The organism is Micromonospora sp. NPDC047187, assembly GCF_040643355.1.
In the GTDB taxonomy this organism is placed as follows: Bacteria; Actinomycetota; Actinomycetes; order Mycobacteriales; family Micromonosporaceae; genus Micromonospora; species Micromonospora salmantinae.
The window spans coordinates 805,411-820,690 of the sequence record NZ_JBEYUF010000001.1; the positions used below are offsets into that span (position 1 = coordinate 805,411).

Annotated in this window: 16 protein-coding genes; 7 read left to right on the plus strand and 9 right to left on the minus strand. The window is 70.5% G+C overall.

Features of this window, described 5'->3' with window-relative positions:
• Nucleotides 1-108 precede the first annotated feature (108 nt).
• Nucleotides 109-543, plus strand: coding sequence for a glutaredoxin domain-containing protein (locus ABZ794_RS03445; protein WP_210783595.1), 435 nt, complete (start codon nucleotides 109-111; stop codon nucleotides 541-543).
• Between the two features lie 13 nt (nucleotides 544-556).
• On the opposite strand, the gene ABZ794_RS03450 is transcribed toward ABZ794_RS03445, so the two are convergent.
• The gene (locus ABZ794_RS03450; RefSeq protein ID WP_357513983.1) at nucleotides 557-1,744 is read right to left on the minus strand and encodes an amidohydrolase family protein; all 1,188 of its coding nucleotides are present in this window, start codon (nucleotides 1,742-1,744) and stop codon (nucleotides 557-559) included.
• 412 nt (nucleotides 1,745-2,156) lie between these two features.
• Here ABZ794_RS03450 and ABZ794_RS03455 point away from each other — a divergent pair, with 412 nt between their 5' ends.
• The 3 genes from ABZ794_RS03455 (at nucleotide 2,157) to ABZ794_RS03465 (ending at nucleotide 5,641) form a co-directional block, all read left to right on the plus strand.
• Complete coding sequence (locus ABZ794_RS03455; RefSeq protein ID WP_357513984.1) at nucleotides 2,157-3,002, plus strand: DUF1963 domain-containing protein; 846 nt, start codon at nucleotides 2,157-2,159, stop codon at nucleotides 3,000-3,002.
• 112 nt (nucleotides 3,003-3,114) lie between these two features.
• The gene (locus ABZ794_RS03460) at nucleotides 3,115-4,068 is read left to right on the plus strand and encodes a cyclase family protein (RefSeq protein WP_357513986.1); all 954 of its coding nucleotides are present in this window, start codon (nucleotides 3,115-3,117) and stop codon (nucleotides 4,066-4,068) included.
• 223 nt (nucleotides 4,069-4,291) lie between these two features.
• Entirely contained in the window at nucleotides 4,292-5,641 is a 1,350-nt protein-coding gene (locus ABZ794_RS03465; RefSeq protein ID WP_357513988.1) for a glycoside hydrolase family 6 protein, read from the plus strand.
• 124 nt (nucleotides 5,642-5,765) lie between these two features.
• Here the strand turns inward: ABZ794_RS03465 and ABZ794_RS03470 are convergent, their stop codons facing one another.
• From ABZ794_RS03470 to ABZ794_RS03490, 5 genes are all read right to left on the minus strand, one after another.
• Nucleotides 5,766-5,903, minus strand: coding sequence for a hypothetical protein (locus tag ABZ794_RS03470; RefSeq protein ID WP_210783756.1), 138 nt, complete (start codon nucleotides 5,901-5,903; stop codon nucleotides 5,766-5,768).
• Between the two features lie 57 nt (nucleotides 5,904-5,960).
• Complete coding sequence (locus ABZ794_RS03475; protein ID WP_210783587.1) at nucleotides 5,961-6,500, minus strand: hypothetical protein; 540 nt, start codon at nucleotides 6,498-6,500, stop codon at nucleotides 5,961-5,963.
• Nucleotides 6,497-7,024, minus strand: coding sequence for a hypothetical protein (locus ABZ794_RS03480; protein ID WP_357513991.1), 528 nt, complete (start codon nucleotides 7,022-7,024; stop codon nucleotides 6,497-6,499). The genes ABZ794_RS03475 and ABZ794_RS03480 overlap by 4 nt, the downstream gene beginning before the upstream one ends.
• Nucleotides 7,021-7,746: a hypothetical protein gene (locus ABZ794_RS03485; protein ID WP_357513993.1), complete on the minus strand. Its 726-nt coding sequence runs from the start codon at nucleotides 7,744-7,746 to the stop codon at nucleotides 7,021-7,023. The genes ABZ794_RS03480 and ABZ794_RS03485 overlap by 4 nt, the downstream gene beginning before the upstream one ends.
• A gap of 436 nt (nucleotides 7,747-8,182) precedes the next feature.
• Nucleotides 8,183-8,650 carry a cupin domain-containing protein gene (locus ABZ794_RS03490; protein WP_357513995.1) on the minus strand — a complete coding sequence of 156 codons (468 nt, stop codon included), beginning with the start codon at nucleotides 8,648-8,650 and terminating at the stop codon, nucleotides 8,183-8,185.
• A gap of 110 nt (nucleotides 8,651-8,760) precedes the next feature.
• Here ABZ794_RS03490 and ABZ794_RS03495 point away from each other — a divergent pair, with 110 nt between their 5' ends.
• The gene (locus ABZ794_RS03495) at nucleotides 8,761-9,237 is read left to right on the plus strand and encodes an Rrf2 family transcriptional regulator (RefSeq protein ID WP_238689923.1); all 477 of its coding nucleotides are present in this window, start codon (nucleotides 8,761-8,763) and stop codon (nucleotides 9,235-9,237) included.
• Between the two features lie 21 nt (nucleotides 9,238-9,258).
• On the opposite strand, the gene ABZ794_RS03500 is transcribed toward ABZ794_RS03495, so the two are convergent.
• The 3 genes from ABZ794_RS03500 to ABZ794_RS03510 all read right to left on the minus strand — a co-directional run bounded on the left by ABZ794_RS03500 (nucleotide 9,259) and on the right by ABZ794_RS03510 (nucleotide 12,747).
• Entirely contained in the window at nucleotides 9,259-11,388 is a 2,130-nt protein-coding gene (locus ABZ794_RS03500; protein ID WP_357513997.1) for a ThuA domain-containing protein, read from the minus strand.
• Nucleotides 11,389-11,578: 190 nt separating this feature from the next.
• Nucleotides 11,579-11,932: a VOC family protein gene (locus ABZ794_RS03505; RefSeq protein ID WP_210783576.1), complete on the minus strand. Its 354-nt coding sequence runs from the start codon at nucleotides 11,930-11,932 to the stop codon at nucleotides 11,579-11,581.
• A gap of 215 nt (nucleotides 11,933-12,147) precedes the next feature.
• A complete protein-coding gene (locus tag ABZ794_RS03510; RefSeq protein ID WP_238689924.1) occupies nucleotides 12,148-12,747 on the minus strand; it encodes a hypothetical protein in 600 nt (199 codons plus the stop codon).
• A 413-nt stretch (nucleotides 12,748-13,160) separates the two neighbouring features.
• On the opposite strand from ABZ794_RS03510, the gene ABZ794_RS03515 reads away from it, so the two are divergent.
• Together ABZ794_RS03515 and ABZ794_RS03520 are read left to right on the plus strand one after the other, a co-directional pair.
• On the plus strand, nucleotides 13,161-14,375 hold the full coding sequence (locus ABZ794_RS03515) for a cellulose-binding domain-containing protein (protein WP_357514000.1): 1,215 nt from the start codon (nucleotides 13,161-13,163) through the stop codon (nucleotides 14,373-14,375).
• A 254-nt stretch (nucleotides 14,376-14,629) separates the two neighbouring features.
• Nucleotides 14,630-15,271 (plus strand): GNAT family N-acetyltransferase, encoded by a 642-nt coding sequence (locus ABZ794_RS03520; protein ID WP_357514001.1) that lies wholly within the window; start codon nucleotides 14,630-14,632, stop codon nucleotides 15,269-15,271.
• The last annotated feature ends 9 nt before the right edge of the window (nucleotides 15,272-15,280 follow it).

The window sequence follows — 15,280 nt, forward strand, 5'->3', positions numbered from 1 at the left end:
AGGTGGCGGAGTTCATGTTGGCGTTAACATCGATGGCTGTCAAGGTATGGTGGCCGCCCTCCTGGCCGGAGCAGCCGCCGTCGCGCACCTGGAGGTAGTGTCCTCGGCGTGCTGCGACGGTGGGCTCTGGCGATCCTGATGGCGGCGTTCGGCGTGCTGGTGGCGGTGACGCAACTGGCCGATGGTCTGCCCGTCGTCGGCGGCGTCGAGTTGGTGGTCTTCCTGGCGTTGGCGTTGCTGCTGTCACCGTGGGCCTTTCCCCGCTCGATGGGCGCCGCCGAGGCGCAACGGGCCAGCGCGGTCGACGGCCGGCCGATCGTGTACTGGCGTCCCGGCTGTCACTACTGCCTCCGGCTCCGGTTCTCCCTCGGCCGGCTCGCGCGGCGGGCGCACTGGGTGGACATCTGGCGTGACCCGGCCGCTGCCGCCGCCGTCCGGGCGGTAGCCGGCGGCAATGAGACAGTGCCCACCGTCGTGCTCGGCGACCAAGCCGTCGTGAACCCCGACCGGGCCTGGTTCCGCCAGCAGCTCGGCTCGTCCTGACCCGACGGCACCCTCATCTCAGGAGGTCACCGGCGAGGTACACCGCGAGCGGGCGGCGCAGCACAGTGATGTCGCTCGTCGGGTCGCCGTCCACGATCAGCAGATCAGCGTCGAACCCCGGGCGGACCCGGCCCTTGCGTCGCCCCAGACCACACACCTCGGCACCGACCGAGGTCGCCGCGGCGAGAGCGACCGTGGCGGGAATGCCGCAGACCACGTACTCGACCAGCGTCTCGGGCAGGATCCCGTGCGGCTTCGCGGGGCCGAGACCCGCGTCCGAACCCGCCACCAGGCGGACCCCGGCCCGGTGCAGCGTGGCAACGCCGTCGCGCAGCGCGGCCTCGCTGAGCCCGGCCCGCGCCGCCATCTCCACCACCTCGAGTGGCGTGACCACGGCCGGGTCGGTGCCAAGCGTGGCACAGACCGCCACCCCGGACGCGGTCAGTCGGTCCGCGAGCTCAGCGGGGACACGGGCGCCGGCCGAGGTGACGCAGGTGCAGTGTTCGATACCGTCCACACCGACGCGCAGCGACTGCTCGACCGCGCCGAGCGCGTGCGCGTGAGCGGTCACCGGCAGGCCCAGATCGTGGGCCTGCGTCAGCGCGGCGGTCAGCTCCTCGTCGGTGAACTGCGGCCTCGTGGTGTCGGTGCCCGGGGTGAACACCCCGCCGCTGGCCATGACCTTCACCAGATCGGCCCCGGCCGCCGCCCGCAGACGTACGGCCTCGCGGACCCCGTCGACACCGCTCGCCTCACCCCCCAACGACCAGCAGTGCCCGCCGACGCTGGTGAGCGGTGCGCCCGACCCCACCACTGTCGGAAGGTCGTCCCGCACCCGCCGATCCCGCCAACGCAGCACCGCGTCACGCCGGTCGCCCAGGTCCCGGACCGCCGTGACGCCTGCCGCCAGGTGCCTACGTAGTGACGCCTCGACGACCGCGTCGAGGTCTGACTCGGGACGATCGGCGAGCCGGCCGAGCGCGTCGGGCCCGGCGTCGGCGCACAGGTGCACGTGCGCGTCGACCAAGCCGGGCAGCAGCGTGCCGTTCGGCTCCTCGCGCACCGGCCAGCCTTCCGGCGCCTCGACGCTACCCCGGCGCACGTCGGCGATGCGCCCGCCGTCGACCAGGACCAGCACCCCGCCGTCCACGAGCCGTTCGCCGTCGAACATCCGGGCCACCCGGACCGCATGTTTCGTCATCGTCACCCCATCCCACACCGCTCGGCGCAGCTGCCACCGGTCATGGTCTGACCATCGCACCGCCGAGTGCGCGCAGCCTCCCTCGCCAGAGCGATGTCTCGTCCCCCAGCCGAGTTAGCGATCCGCCCGTACGGTGTCCGTGCGGAATCCGCCCTTTGCTCTGCACCCGCCCACGCACCACGCACGGTCCGTAACTGGCGCATGGGCGGGTGCAGAGCAAAGGTGGGGTGCCTCTGGTGTAGTCGGTGGGGTCGGCGCCCCGCGCCACCTGCGGGACCCGGACGGATGTCTGGTCGAGGTCGGACAGGGTCTTTGGCCCACCCGTTCGCCGGGGTCGTCGTCCCGTCGTATCTCCATGGCATCATGCTGGGCCATGGATCATCAGGGGCAGTTTCGTCGTGCAGCGCTCGAGGTGGGCATTCCGGATGACGAGCTCAGCAGGTTCACCGACCACCTGCGTCTGTCGATCCGGTTGAGCGGCGGTTCCGGCGGTGCCCCGGTCGGGCAGTTCGGTGGGTTGCCCCGACTACCGGTGGGCACCGACTGGCCGACCGCCGGAACCAGTCCGTTGCCATTCATCTTCTCCGTGGACTGTGCGGCGCTGCCGAGAATCGACGGCTTCGGCCTGCCGGCAGACGGCTCGCTGCTCTTCTTCCTGGCCCACCAGGAGGACCACCTGGCCGGTGGCACCGGAGACCGGAGGTACGCGCGGGTCGTGTACGTGCCGGCCGACACCGATACCGAGGTGGCGGAAGAACCGAGCATCCCCAACTTCGTCGGCGAGCAGTACGACGTCCGCGCCACGCTGGTCGCGGAGCTGCCCCCTTGGATCGCGACGCACGACGACGACGAGGACGACGAGGACGACCTGTCGCCCTTCCAGCAGCAGTTGGTCCGTGACCTGGAGCGTGACCTGCCGCACCTGGAGGAGCTCCGTGCGCTGGCCGACGACCTCTGGTCGCCCGATGAAGGGCTTGCCAGCGCCGATATCGGCGGGTACGCCGACGACGAGGTGATCAGGAGCATCGCGGAGCAGACCCTCGCCGGACGGGAGAAGGCCGGCGAGATTGTCGTCCCGGTGGCGCAGTGGTATTCCCAGGTGGAGAAGGAGAAGCACCGGCTGACGAGCGAATGGGTGTCGCTCGCCCGTTTTTCCCTGGCCGACGAGTTCTACTACGGCAGCTTCGTCATCCGCCACGACGACCTGGCCGCCGGTCGGCTGGACGAGGCGCTCTCCGTGACCGATTTCAGTGAGTAGAACAGCGCCAGGCAGCGCACCTGCGCTGCCTGCGGTCGTCCGTCGATCAAGCGGCCGGCTACCCTGACCTGCGGTGCCTCGACACCGCGTGACACGAGGAGTCGATGCTGACATGACGGCAGGGCGACCGATGCCGACCCAGGACGAGGTGCTCGGGTACTTCGACACGCTGTCCAACTGGGGACGGTGGGGCGACGACGACGAACTCGGCACGCTGAACCACATCACCGACGACGTCCGGCTCGCGGCGGCGCGGGCGGTGCGGCACGGCAGGAGCGTGTCCTGCGCGTGGGAGGTCGTCGCACCGGGAGACATGGAGCGGTCGACGACGACGTGCCCGTGCACCGCCGACATGCCGGGTGCCGAGAACATGCCGCCCGCGTTCCACGCCGACCGGCGTTGGGGCTTCTCGTCCGAGCGGCTGGGCATCTCTTTCCACGGCAACACCCTCACCCACCTCGACTCGCCGTGCCACATCTACTGGGACGGCACGATGTACAACGGGCGGTCGCACTCGTTCGTCGACGCCGCGACGGGCTCGGCGTGGGCGGCCGTCACGGCGGCCGCGAACGGGATCGTCACGCGTGGTGTCCTGCTGGACGTCGCGGCGGCCCGCGGTGTGCCGTGGCTGGAGCCGGGGGAGGGCGTGTCTCCCGACGATCTCGAGGAGGCCGAGCGTCGCCAGGGGGTGCGGGTGCGCCCCGGCGACGCGATACTCCTGCGGACCGGCTATGGCCGTTTCCGGCACGAGAACGGTGCGGCCAGCGGCTTCACGCAGGCCGGCTGGCACGCGTCCTGCCTGCCGTGGCTGCATGAACGGGGGGTGGCGTTGATCGGCGCCGACACACCACAGGACGTTCAGCCGTCGGGGTACGACGACGTGTTGATGCCGGTCCACGCCGTGAGCCTCGTCGCGATGGGCCTGTGGATGCTCGACAACTGCGACCTGGAGGCGTGCGCGACGACGGCCGCCGAGCTTGGCCAGTGGGACTTCCACCTGGCAGTCGCACCGGTCCGCTTCGCCGGCACGTCCGGCAGCCCGGTCAACCCGATCGCCACCTTCTGACCGTCGCGGCGCACTCCCAGCGCCAGCCTCACAGTGGTAGCCACCGCACCGCGGTACGGACCCCCGGGTCCGACGTGGTGCGGCATAATGCGATGAGTTATCGAAGTGCGTAAATCTCTGGCAGGGGTGTCCGCCGTGGTGCGATGCGGTCGGAGCAACCAGGCCGGGCCGGTAGCCGCAGGCCGGCACCGGGTCAGGTTCCGAGAGGGCTACCACCATGACCATGCCACGTTGGCGAGGCGTACCCGCCCGGGTTCGAGCGGTCCTCGCCGCCGCCGTGTCCGTCCTCGTCGTGGTGCTGCTCGGCGCCGCCGGTCCGGCCAACGCCGCCGATCCGCCGCACCGGGTGGCCAACCCCTACGTCGGAGCCCAGCTCTACGTCAATCCCGAGTGGGTCGACCGCGCCATCGCGGAGCCCGGCGGCGACGCGGTCGCCGGCCAGCCGACAGCGGTCTGGCTGGACCGGATCGCCAGGATCGAGGGAGACGACGGAAGGATGGGCCTGCGCGAGCACCTGGACGCCGCCGTGGCACAGCACGCCGACCTCGTCCAGTTGACCCTGTACAACCTGCCGGCCCGCGACTGCGGCCGGCGGGCCCCGCAGGGTGAGCTGTCGATCGGGGACCTTGCCCGGTACCGGGCACAGTTCATTGATCCGATTGTCGAGATCCTCGCTGCGCCCGACTACGCCGACCTGCGGATCGTCGTCTTCGTCGAACCGAATTCGCTGCCCGACCTTGTCGTCAACACCGGCAACCGGTACGCGGCCACACCGGCCTGTGACGACGCGCTGGCGCGCGGCACCTACCAGCACGGGGTCGGGTACGCCCTGGCCCGGCTCGGTTCCCTGTCCAACGTCTACTCGTACCTCGACATCAGTCACCACGCCGAAGTCGGCTGGCCGGAGGACTCCGGTCCGCTGACGGCGCTGCTGTCGCAGGCCGCGACCACCGCAGGCAGCACGGTGGCCGACGTCCATGGCTTCGTGGCCAACACCGCCAACTACTCGGTCCTGCACGAGGAGTACTTCCGCGCCGACGATGTCATCAACGGCCAACCGGTGTACCAGTCGAAGTGGGTCGACTGGAACCCGTTCATCGACGAGGTGCCCTACGCGCGACACCTGCGGGGACTGTTGACGGAGGCGGGCTTCTCCCCGGACGCGGGCGTGATCGTCGATACCTCACGCAACGGCTGGGGCGGCCCGAACAGACCCACCGGCCCGGGCCCCTTTGTCGATCTGAACAGTTACGTCGACGGCAGCCGGATCGACCGGCGGGCGGTGACCGGGAACTGGTGCAATCAGAGGGGTGCCGGCCTCGGGCAGCGTCCAGTCGCCACGCCGGAACCAGGCATCGACGCTTATGTCTGGGTCAAGCCGCCCGGCGAGTCCGATGGCACCAGCGGCAGCCCGAACGCCGGCCAGCCGTACGAGCCGTTGTGCGACCCGAACTACCTGCCACCTCGCGGATCCGCGTACGACACCGGTGCGATGCCCGGCGCCCCGCCGCTCGGAGAGTGGTTCCCCGCGCACTTCCGTCAGTTGCTGGCCAATGCCTGGCCGCCCCTGTGACCGTGGTTCCACACTGACACACTGAGACGGCGACACCGACCCGGTTCGGCGCTGCTCAGCTCAGCTCAAGGACGGGCCAGGTCAGGATCTCGTCGGCGTACCCACGCATCCGCAGCCGTCGTCCTCAGGCCGGGTACACCGTGTCCTGAAGGCCGACCGGCACGGTCAGACCGTGCCGGTCGGCGATCTCCTCGGCGAGGCGGCGCGCGGCACCATCGGAGAGGTTGTTCCACTGCGCGAAAGTGAGATCGGCGTACGACACCGCGCAAGGATAGGACCGGACTCCCCGCTCCCGCAGGCGTGATATCGCTGTGGAACGTCACGACCCGAACGCGTAGCCGCCGGGTCGGACCGGGTAGCGGGAAAGGTTGAACGGCGCGGTGTCGATGCAGTACCGCTTGGCGGGTCTGGTCGGATCGCCGCCGGCCTGGAGCGTCTCGATCTGGTCGGCTCGACCCGGACCGCCCTCAATGATCTTGATAGCGAAGACGTGGTTGACCATTGGGCTGCCGCCCTCCGGGACGACAGCGGTTACCAGTGCGGTGTCGCCCACCACGCTGACGCACGTCACCTCGGCCTGTCCCTCGCTCGCCACACTCCCGTCGGGCCTCGCGTGCCGGAAGTGGAACACGCCGTGGCCTGTCCCGTGGCGGTCGACCCAGCCCAGGACGCCGAACCGGATCTGATGATCGACCAACCCGGGCTCGTTGTAGACGAACCCGCCGAGGCCGGCGATCCACGCACCCGGCGTGGCGGGCACCTCGGGTGGGTCCTGGTCGTCGGCCTGCGCCGACACCGGGGCACCGACTACTGTCACGACCCCGGCGAGCAGGGCGACAAGCAACCTGCGGATTTTCATGGCTTCTCCATTCTTCGAACCCTGGCTGGGCGTCGGCCGTAGTTGACGGCCACGGCGATGACGAGCGGCCCCCACGCGAGCAGGGGGGTGTAGTAGCGGAGCACCTCCCATCCGGGGGTCGGGTGCACCGGTTCGTCCTCTCCGATGCCCACCCAGCCGCTCTGCACGAGATGGAACCTGTGGTTCAGGAGGAAGTACACGCAGATGGCGACGAGCAACCAGCCGCCGGTCAATGCGATGCGCACGACCGGACGCGCCGGGATGCAACGGCCTCCGATGCGGGGCACCCAGTGCGGAACTCGCTGTCCCCACCGGTGCACCAGCCCGAGTGTCAACAGGGCCAGTCCCATCGACAACGCGGACAGGAAGACCATGTACCGGTGCGTGGTGCCATCGTCGGCGAACACCAACGACAGTCGCCAGAGCGCGGACGGCAGGACGCAGAGCGGGACGGCGTAGGCGGCCCAGATCGCCCAGGCCGGCGGGGCGGCGGTTTCGACGCGGGCGGAGTCGGTGGGGCTCATGGGTGCTCCGATCCTGGGAGGTCGGTCATGGCGGCGTCGGCCCACCCGTCCCACACGTCGGACCAGCGGGTGTCACCTGTGAGCAGTTCGCCGACGAGCACCGCGATGCTCAGCACGCCGTAGGTGACCAGCGTGAGTGCCACCACGCCGGCCGGGATCACCGCCAGCCGTCGGGGGACCTGTCGACCGTGCAGTCCCGGCACCCAGCGCGGAAACTGCTGCCCCCACCGCCGCACCAGCCCGAGCACGAGCAGGCCGGCGAGCGGCGGGACGAGCGTGATCGCGACACCGGTCGGCGTGGAGAGGTTCTGCTCGATGTCGTTCAGTTCCCGCTCGGAGATGCCGACCGGGACGCCGAGCACCCACAGCGCGTGGGGCACGGCCCAGCCGACCACCGGCAGCGCGACGGCGACGTACGCCCAGCGGCGTGTCCACCGCGGCACCGGCCGGTAGCCGACGGCGACCGGTCCACGCCGGGGCCCGGAGGTGTTCGCGAGCCCGGCGAACAGGACGCCACCGGCCACCAGCGCCAGCCGGGCTCCGAGGTCACGCCAGTCCGAGGGCCGCCCCGCCAGCGCCGCCGGGATCTCGAAAAGCAGGTGCAGGGGGAACGCGACCACCAGGAGCAGCGCGGCCGCAGCCCAGCCGCCGGTGGTCGTCCAGCTGCCGGGCATCCGGACCGTGCACGCGAGCACCACCGCGAGGGCGACGCCGACTCCCACCGCTCCCCACCCTGACCAGAACGGCAACGCCACGACCTGGTCCGCACCGCACCCGCCCGCCGGATCTACCAGATCGGTGCGATCGCAGGCGGTGTACCCCCACCGGCCACCTGCGATCCAGTAGAGCCGCTGAGCCACCGCAGTGACGACGAACACGGCACACGCCAGCGCCCACTGTCTGGTGCCGGCGACGCCTCCTCCAGGTAGGGCCAGAGCGCGTCACCGCCGTTGTACAGGCTGCGGTCCTGCCTGCGCGCGTCGAACAGCGCCGTGAAGCCGGGGTGGCGTTCTTGGCGAAGAAGTCGTTCGCCAGGGTCGCGATCCGGTACGTCGACGTGAGGAGGACTTCCTCGGTGGCAAACCGGTAGCTGGCGTGCCGCGCGGCTGACACTGTGTCCCGGCCGCGATGATCGCGGCACGATCGTCGTCGCGCCGGTCAGCTGCGTCGGTCGGCCCACAACGGGCTGTCCACGTAGTGGTTGTCGTAGCGGTCCTGGGTTTCGCCGACGTCCTGCCAGGTGGCTTCGCCCTGGTGCACCTTGTCGAGCAGCCGGTAGTAGTCGAACCGGTGCTTGCCGGGGGTGATCACGACGAGGAAGTCGGCGTCCTGGCCGTCGGCGGGGGCGAAGGCGTGCGGGGTGTTCGGCGGGACGAAGAGCGCGTCTCCCTTGTGCAGGGTGTGCAACTCGTCGTCGACCAGCATCTCGAGGGCGCCGTCGAGAATGAAGAACAGCTCACCGGAGTGGGTGTGCAGGTGCGGCGGCGCACCGTCGGTGCCGTGCCTGAGCAGGGTGCGGTTGCTGGTCAGGGCGCCGCCGGTGTGCTCGGGGTCGAGGAGCAGCCTGATCACGCTGGCCGGATCGCTGTCGAGGACCTCGGCCTGGGCTGCGCGTACCAAAGTCATTGTCGGCTCCTTCGTCGTCCGTCGATTCCTGGACACTAGATGTCCAGAACCGGTCGACGCCAGCGATCATGGTCTGCGTCACAAATCCTGGACATGTAAAGTCCAGGATCATGAGGATGAGTCAGGGTGTCGAATGGGCCCTCCACACGTGCCTGAACCTGAGCTGGCTGGACGCCCCGGTGCCGACCAGCACCCTCGCCGCCTACTACGAGCTGCCGCCGGCGTACCTGAACAAGCAGCTCCAGGCCCTGGCCCGGGCCGGGATCCTCACGTCGACCTCGGGGCCACGCGGCGGCTTCCAGCTGGCCCGGACCCCGGCGGCGATCTCTCTGCTGGACATCGTGGCCGCGATCGAGGGCCCGGAGGAGCTGTTCCAGTGCGACCAGATCCTCCGCAAGGGCCCGGGCGAACACGCGGGCGTCGACTATCGACAGTCCTGCGCGTTCGCCCAGGCGATGCGGGGCGCCGACCTGGCCTGGCGGCGGGAGTTGGCCGGCAAGACCGTCGCTGACGTCCGGGCCGACGTCGAGCGCGGGCACCCCGAAGCGCCGGCCAACACCCGCGCCAGGATCTCGGAACTGCGCTAGGTAGCGTGTTCCGGCCCGCGGTCAGCGGCCGTGCACCTCCAGCTCCCACAGCGAGTAGCCGTACGCGGGCAGGGCCCGCTGGGTGCCCTGCACGCGCAGATAGCGGCCGGTGGCCGAGATGGCGATGTCGTCCACACCGCCGTCGCCGGTGGCCGTGGTGTGCACCGGCGACCAGGTGACGTTGTCCGGGGAGACCTGGATCTGGTACGCCCGCGCGTACGCCGCCTCCCAGGTCAGCCGGACCCGGTCGAGGGTGCGGGACGCTCCGAGGTCCACCGAGATCCACTGCGGGTCGGCGTACGCGCTGCCCCAGCGGGTGGTCGTGTTGCCGTCCACGGCGTTGGCCGCCGCGTGCGCGCTGCCCGGCTCGACACTGGAAGCGGTGACCGGCTTGCCCCGGGAGAGCAGTGTGCCACCGGCCGCGGTGCCGTAGACGTTGAGGTCCCACAGCGAGTAGCCCCACTGGGTGGCGCGTTGGGTGCCGTACACCCGCAGGTAACGGCCGGTGCCGTTGACAGTGAGGTCGTCGACGCCGCCGTCTCCGGCGGTCGTGGTGTGCACGGGCGACCAGGTGACGTTGTCCGGCGACACCTGCACCTGGTATGCCCGCGCGTGGGCCGTCTCCCAGGCCAGCCGAACCCGGTTGATCGCGTACGGGGCTCCCAGGTCGACGGTGATCCACTGCGGGTCGGCGTACGCGCTGCCCCAGCGGGTGGTCGTGTTGCCGTCCACCGCGTTGGCTGCCGCGTGCGCGCTGCCCGGCTCCACGCTGGACGCCGCCACCGGCCGGCCCTGGGCCAGGTCGGTGGCGGGCGGCTCACTCGGACCGTCGGTCTTGATCCGTACGTTGCGGTAGTTGATGTCCATCCCGGCGCCGTCGTTCTGCAACCCGATGTAGCGGTTGGCGATGGCCCGGCTGCTGACGTAATCGTTGATCTTGAGGCCGTTGAGCCAGATCTCGACCCGCTGGCCGTGCACGCCGATCTCGTAGGTGTTCCAGGAGCCGGGCGGGTTGAGCGCCGCCGCGCGGGTGGCCTGGTCGGGTGCCTGGAAGCTGTAGACGCTGCCGGTGGTGCGCGTCGGGTCGCCGTCGGTGGCGTCGATCTGGATCTCGTGACCGGCGGCGACCGGGCCCCACGGGTCGCCCTGCGGATCGGGGAACCCGATGAAGACCCCACCGTTGTCGTCGCCCGGCATCATCCAGTCGACCTTGAGTGAGTAGTTGGCGAAGGTGCGCACCGGGTACCAGAGCAACCCCATGCCACCGTTCGACGTGAGGGTGCCGTCGGCCACAGTGAAGCCGCCCGGCCCCGCCTGCCGCCACTGCCCGAGGCTGGCCTGGGTGCCGTCGAACAGCGGGGTGTAGCCGGGCTCCGGCCGGCAGTCGGCCGCCACCGCCCCGGCCGCCACCTGGATGCCGCCCAGCAGCATCCGGGTGAAGTTGGGGTCGGCGTAGCTCTGCTCGGTGTGGCCGAGGCCGGTGTACCAGGAGCGTCCGCCGCCGTAGCTGTGGCACCAGGTGATCGGGTGGTCACCACCCATCGACCCACCGGTGTACGACGACTCGTCGAGGCTGGCCAGCACCTTGACCGCCGAGCGGGGGTTGGTCCGGTAGTTGTACCACTCGTCGGTGCGGGTCCAGGTCGACGGCAGGTGCGCGGTCGAGGCGTTGGAGCGGTCCTCGACTCGCACGGTCGCCTGTTGGGTGGCCGGGTGCGAGGCGAAGTACCCGCCGACCAGCCCGCCGTACCACTGCCAGTCGTACTCGGTGTCGGCGGCGGCGTGCACACCGACGAAACCGCCGCCGGCGGCGACGTACGCCTCGAACGCACCCTGCTGACCGGCGTTGAGCACGTCGCCGGTGGTGCTGAGGAAGACCACCGCCTGGTACTGGGCGAGATTGGCAGTGGTGAAGGTCGCCGCGTCCTCGGTGGCGGTGACGGTGAAGCCGTTGGCCGCGCCGAGCTGCTGGATGGCGGCGATGCCGTTGGGGATGGAGGAGTGGCGGAAGCCGGCGGTCTTGGAGAACACCAGGACCTTGGCCAACGGTGCGGCCTCGGCCGGGCTCGAGGCCACCGTCACCGCCCCGGCGGCGAGCGTGAGTCCGGCGACGACGGCGGCGGCGAGCGTGCTGATGGCGCGTCTGCGCATGCAGGGCTCCTTGTGAGGAAGTGCCCGATGTGCCCGCGTCCGCCGAAACGAGGGCGATGTCGAGACGACGCGGAGCGGTGCCACCAGGCCGGCTTGGCGCCAACCGGATGAACATCGATCCACATCGTTGATATGCAGTTAACATCGGCCCGCCGGTAAGGGTCAATCCCTCGGGATTGTCCGGATCGCCTCAGGAACGGTGCGCCGCCACGTTGATGACGTTGCCGTCCGGGTCGCGGACGAAGAACCGTCGCACGCCCCACGGCTCGGTGGTGAGCGGGTGCACGATCTCATGGCCGAGCCGCTGCGCCTCGGCATAGGCGCCGTCCACGTCGTCCACCTGCACGCTGATGACCGAGTCCTCGGGTGCGGTCGCGTCGCCGGAGACGAGCTGCACGGCCACGTCGGGGTCGGGCGAGGTGTAACGGGCTACCCAACCCAGGTTGAACGCCTCCGTGCTCAAACCGAGAAAGTCGGTGTAGAAGCCCTTGGCGGCGCTGACGTCAGCCACCGGAAGGTTGGGCAGAATGCGGATGACGCGCATGTGGGCCTCCAGCTCACTCGATTGGGACCTGTGATTATCCGCCTGACACCGCACCTGCCGTGGTGAGTCGTGGCGGCGTGATCACCACCGACGACCTGAGCGGTGCCGAGAACTGATCCGACGGGGCCGTCTCCCGGCCCCAGCATCCCCACGTCGAACGAGCGGCCCACGGATCGACACGGGCCCCGGAACATCTTTCCCTTGTCGCGGCGTGGTCACTGTCGCTCGTCCTCCGGCGGCGCAGTCAGTTCGGCGTGCCGCACTGTGAAGTTGCCGCGAGTCACCGTGGCGAACGCCGCCGGTGCGAGGCACGTACCGATTCGGGCTGGGCCCCACTGGCCTTCCTCGTCCTGGTCCATGCTGGCTGACCAGGTGAAGCCGACCCGGTCGCCGCCGCGCCCGCCGTCCTGCACGCTGAATCCGACCCGCTTACCGACGAGATCATTGGCCATCTGGTCGGCGCGGGTGACGATGCCGGTCAGGGTCGCGTGACCCGGGCTGGTGATCATGCAGTCCACCGACGCTTCCCACCGTACGGTGATGTCGGCTGCGGCCAGCCAGTGTGAGACTCGCACCGTCCCCGCCGCGTCCGCCGGGGTGCCGTTCTCCCCTCTCGGAATCGGGAGCGGGCGGCTGTACGGCGCCGACCGGGCGTCGAAGGTGAACGCTTGCACGTCGCCGTCCTGCCCGTACGGCAGGACGAACTCCGCCGATCCGGTCACCCGCGCCGGTCGATGGTCCGCCGCCCCGGCCGGCGTCGCCGCCGCGACTGCCATCGCCGCTGCGGCCATGCCCCATCCGAGTGTTCTGCGCATCGTCGTCCTCCCAATCTGGCCGCGGCACCGCGGCCCTGCGATGCCTTTACGGTCGACCAACTGGGAGCAGGAGTGATCCCCTTCACGGGGGGAACCACTCCCTCGCGCCTGGGACACCGGACCTCGCTTGCGGGAGAGCGCGCAGGCGCGGGGCCGTCCGGGCGAAACCCGGAATTCCGAAGCTTGATTCAATAGGCGATCGTCAATAGATTGAGGGTGGGCGCCGCCGGGGTCCGGGGGACCGGGCCGTCGGCGGCTGACAGGTCCACCCCGAGCCGGGCATTTCGGTCGTACGCACGACCGGTCGCTGTGGCGCACCGCCGCGCCGCATCCAGGGCACGTTGTCGCGCCGCGTCCGTCCAGGACGCGCCGCCGTGCCGTCTCCGCTCAGCTCGATGGCAGAAGGACCGTTCATGACGATTTTCCGTGCCCGCCCCGCCGCGACCCTGGTGGTCGCCGCCGCGCTGGCCGCCGCCACGACCACCACCGGAGCGGCCGTGCTCAGCGGCCCGGCCGCAGCCGCCCAGGGTTGCCGGGTCGACTACACGCCCAACCAGTGGCCCGGCGGATTCACCGCCACCGTCAAGGTCTCCCCGGGGGACGCGGCCGTCTCCAGTTGGACCGTCGCCTGGACGTACGCCGGGGACGAGCGGGTCACCAGTGGCTGGAACGCCACGGTCAGCCAGTCCGGATCGGCGGTGACCGCCCGCAACGCGTCGTACAACGGCAGCATCCCGGCGGGCGGCTCCACCGAGTTCGGGTTGCAGGGCACGTACGGCTCCAGTGGTGGTGCGCCGACCGGGTTCAGCCTGAACGGCGTAGCGTGCAACGGCGCCACGCCGCCGCCGACCACCCCGCCGCCGACGACGCCGCCACCCACCACGCCTCCGCCGACGACGCCTCCGCCGACCACCCCGCCGCCCACCACCGAGCCGCCGAACGGGTGTGCTGGCGCGGTGCTCTGCGACGGCTTCGAGGGCCAGACCGGTTCGACGCCCTCCGGTGACTGGGCCGTGGTGAGCCCGGACTGTTCCGGCGCCGGTGCCGCCACCATCGACACGGCGATCACGCACAGCGGCAGTCGGTCGGTCCGGATCAACGGCGCCGCCGGGTACTGCAACCACGTCTTCGTCAGATCCACGAAGAACCTCGGCAGCGTGGGCAACCTCCGGTACGGCCGGATCTGGGTCCGGCACACCACCGCCCAACCCACCGAACACACCACGATGATCGCCATGGCCGACGCCGCCGACGGCAACAAGGACCTGCGGTTGGGTGGCCAGAACGGCGCGTTGCAGTGGAACCGCGCCTCCGACGACGCGACCCTGCCCGAGCAGAGCCCGGCCGGGGTGGCGCAGAGCCTGCCATTGCCCACCAACCGGTGGACCTGCGTCGAGTTCATGGTGGACGGTGTGGCCGGTCAGCTGCGTACCTGGGTGGACGGCACCGCCATCCCCGGGCTGACCGCTGACGGCGCACCCACGCACGACATCGACGGCCAGTGGTACAACCGCACCTGGCGGCCGCAGCTCACCGACCTGAAGCTGGGCTGGGAGAGCTACGGCGGCGGAGCCGACACCCTCTGGTACGACGACGTCGCTCTGGGGTCCAGCCGGATCGGCTGCTGACCCGTCGGGGTCGTGGGCGGGGGCCGTCAGCGGTGCCCCCCAGATCCGTGAATGTGCCAAGGGTGTGACCCGGAAGCCGGGTCACACCCCTGGTCGTCATTGTTCTCATTCACGACACGGCGGGCACCCAGTTGCTCACCTCACCCGGGAGGATGTCTGGACACTGTTTGGTCCGCGCGGTGGCAAGGGGCGGGAGCGCATTGCCCACGTCCGCCCTCGACAGCCGTGCGGTCGGGGACCGAGGAGAGGCGACAATGGACCGCACGTTGGCCGACATCCTGGACGCGGCGGCGCAGGGCCGTCTCCCGCCGTCGGACGGCGGGACCACAGTGGTGCCGCAGCCGAGCCGCCGCGACGCCGGAGTCATCGCGTTCACCGGACACTCGGTGGTGTTCACCGACGAAGATCCCCAGTGGGTACGTCGTACGCTGGCCACCGTCGACTGCGACCCCCTGGCTGCCACGATGAATCCGCGTTTCCTGGGTGCGCTGCTCGACCGCACCCGGCGCTCGATGGACACGATCGACCTGCTGACCGTCGCGAGTTGCCTTGACGGGCCGCCTCCGTTGCAACTGACTGAGCTGGTGGACGCGGATCATCCTCGCGAGGTCAGGTCGCGTCGGCGTCGTGACGACATCCGTGTCTGGGCCGCCGAGGGTGGGGTGGTCGTGCTCGGCCGCGGGGTGGCCGGCCGTTGGGAGGCGGCGATCGAGGTCGACGACGAGCGGCGTCACCGGGGCCTGGGGCGGGCGCTGGCGACCGCCGCCCGACATCTGGTGCCCCACGGTCAGCCGGTCTGGGCCCAGCAGGCCGCCGGCAACGCGCGAAGTGTGCGCGCCTTCCAAGCGGCGGGCTTTCGACCGGTGGGTGCCGAAGCGCTTCTTCTCCCGACGTAGGCGCCGCAC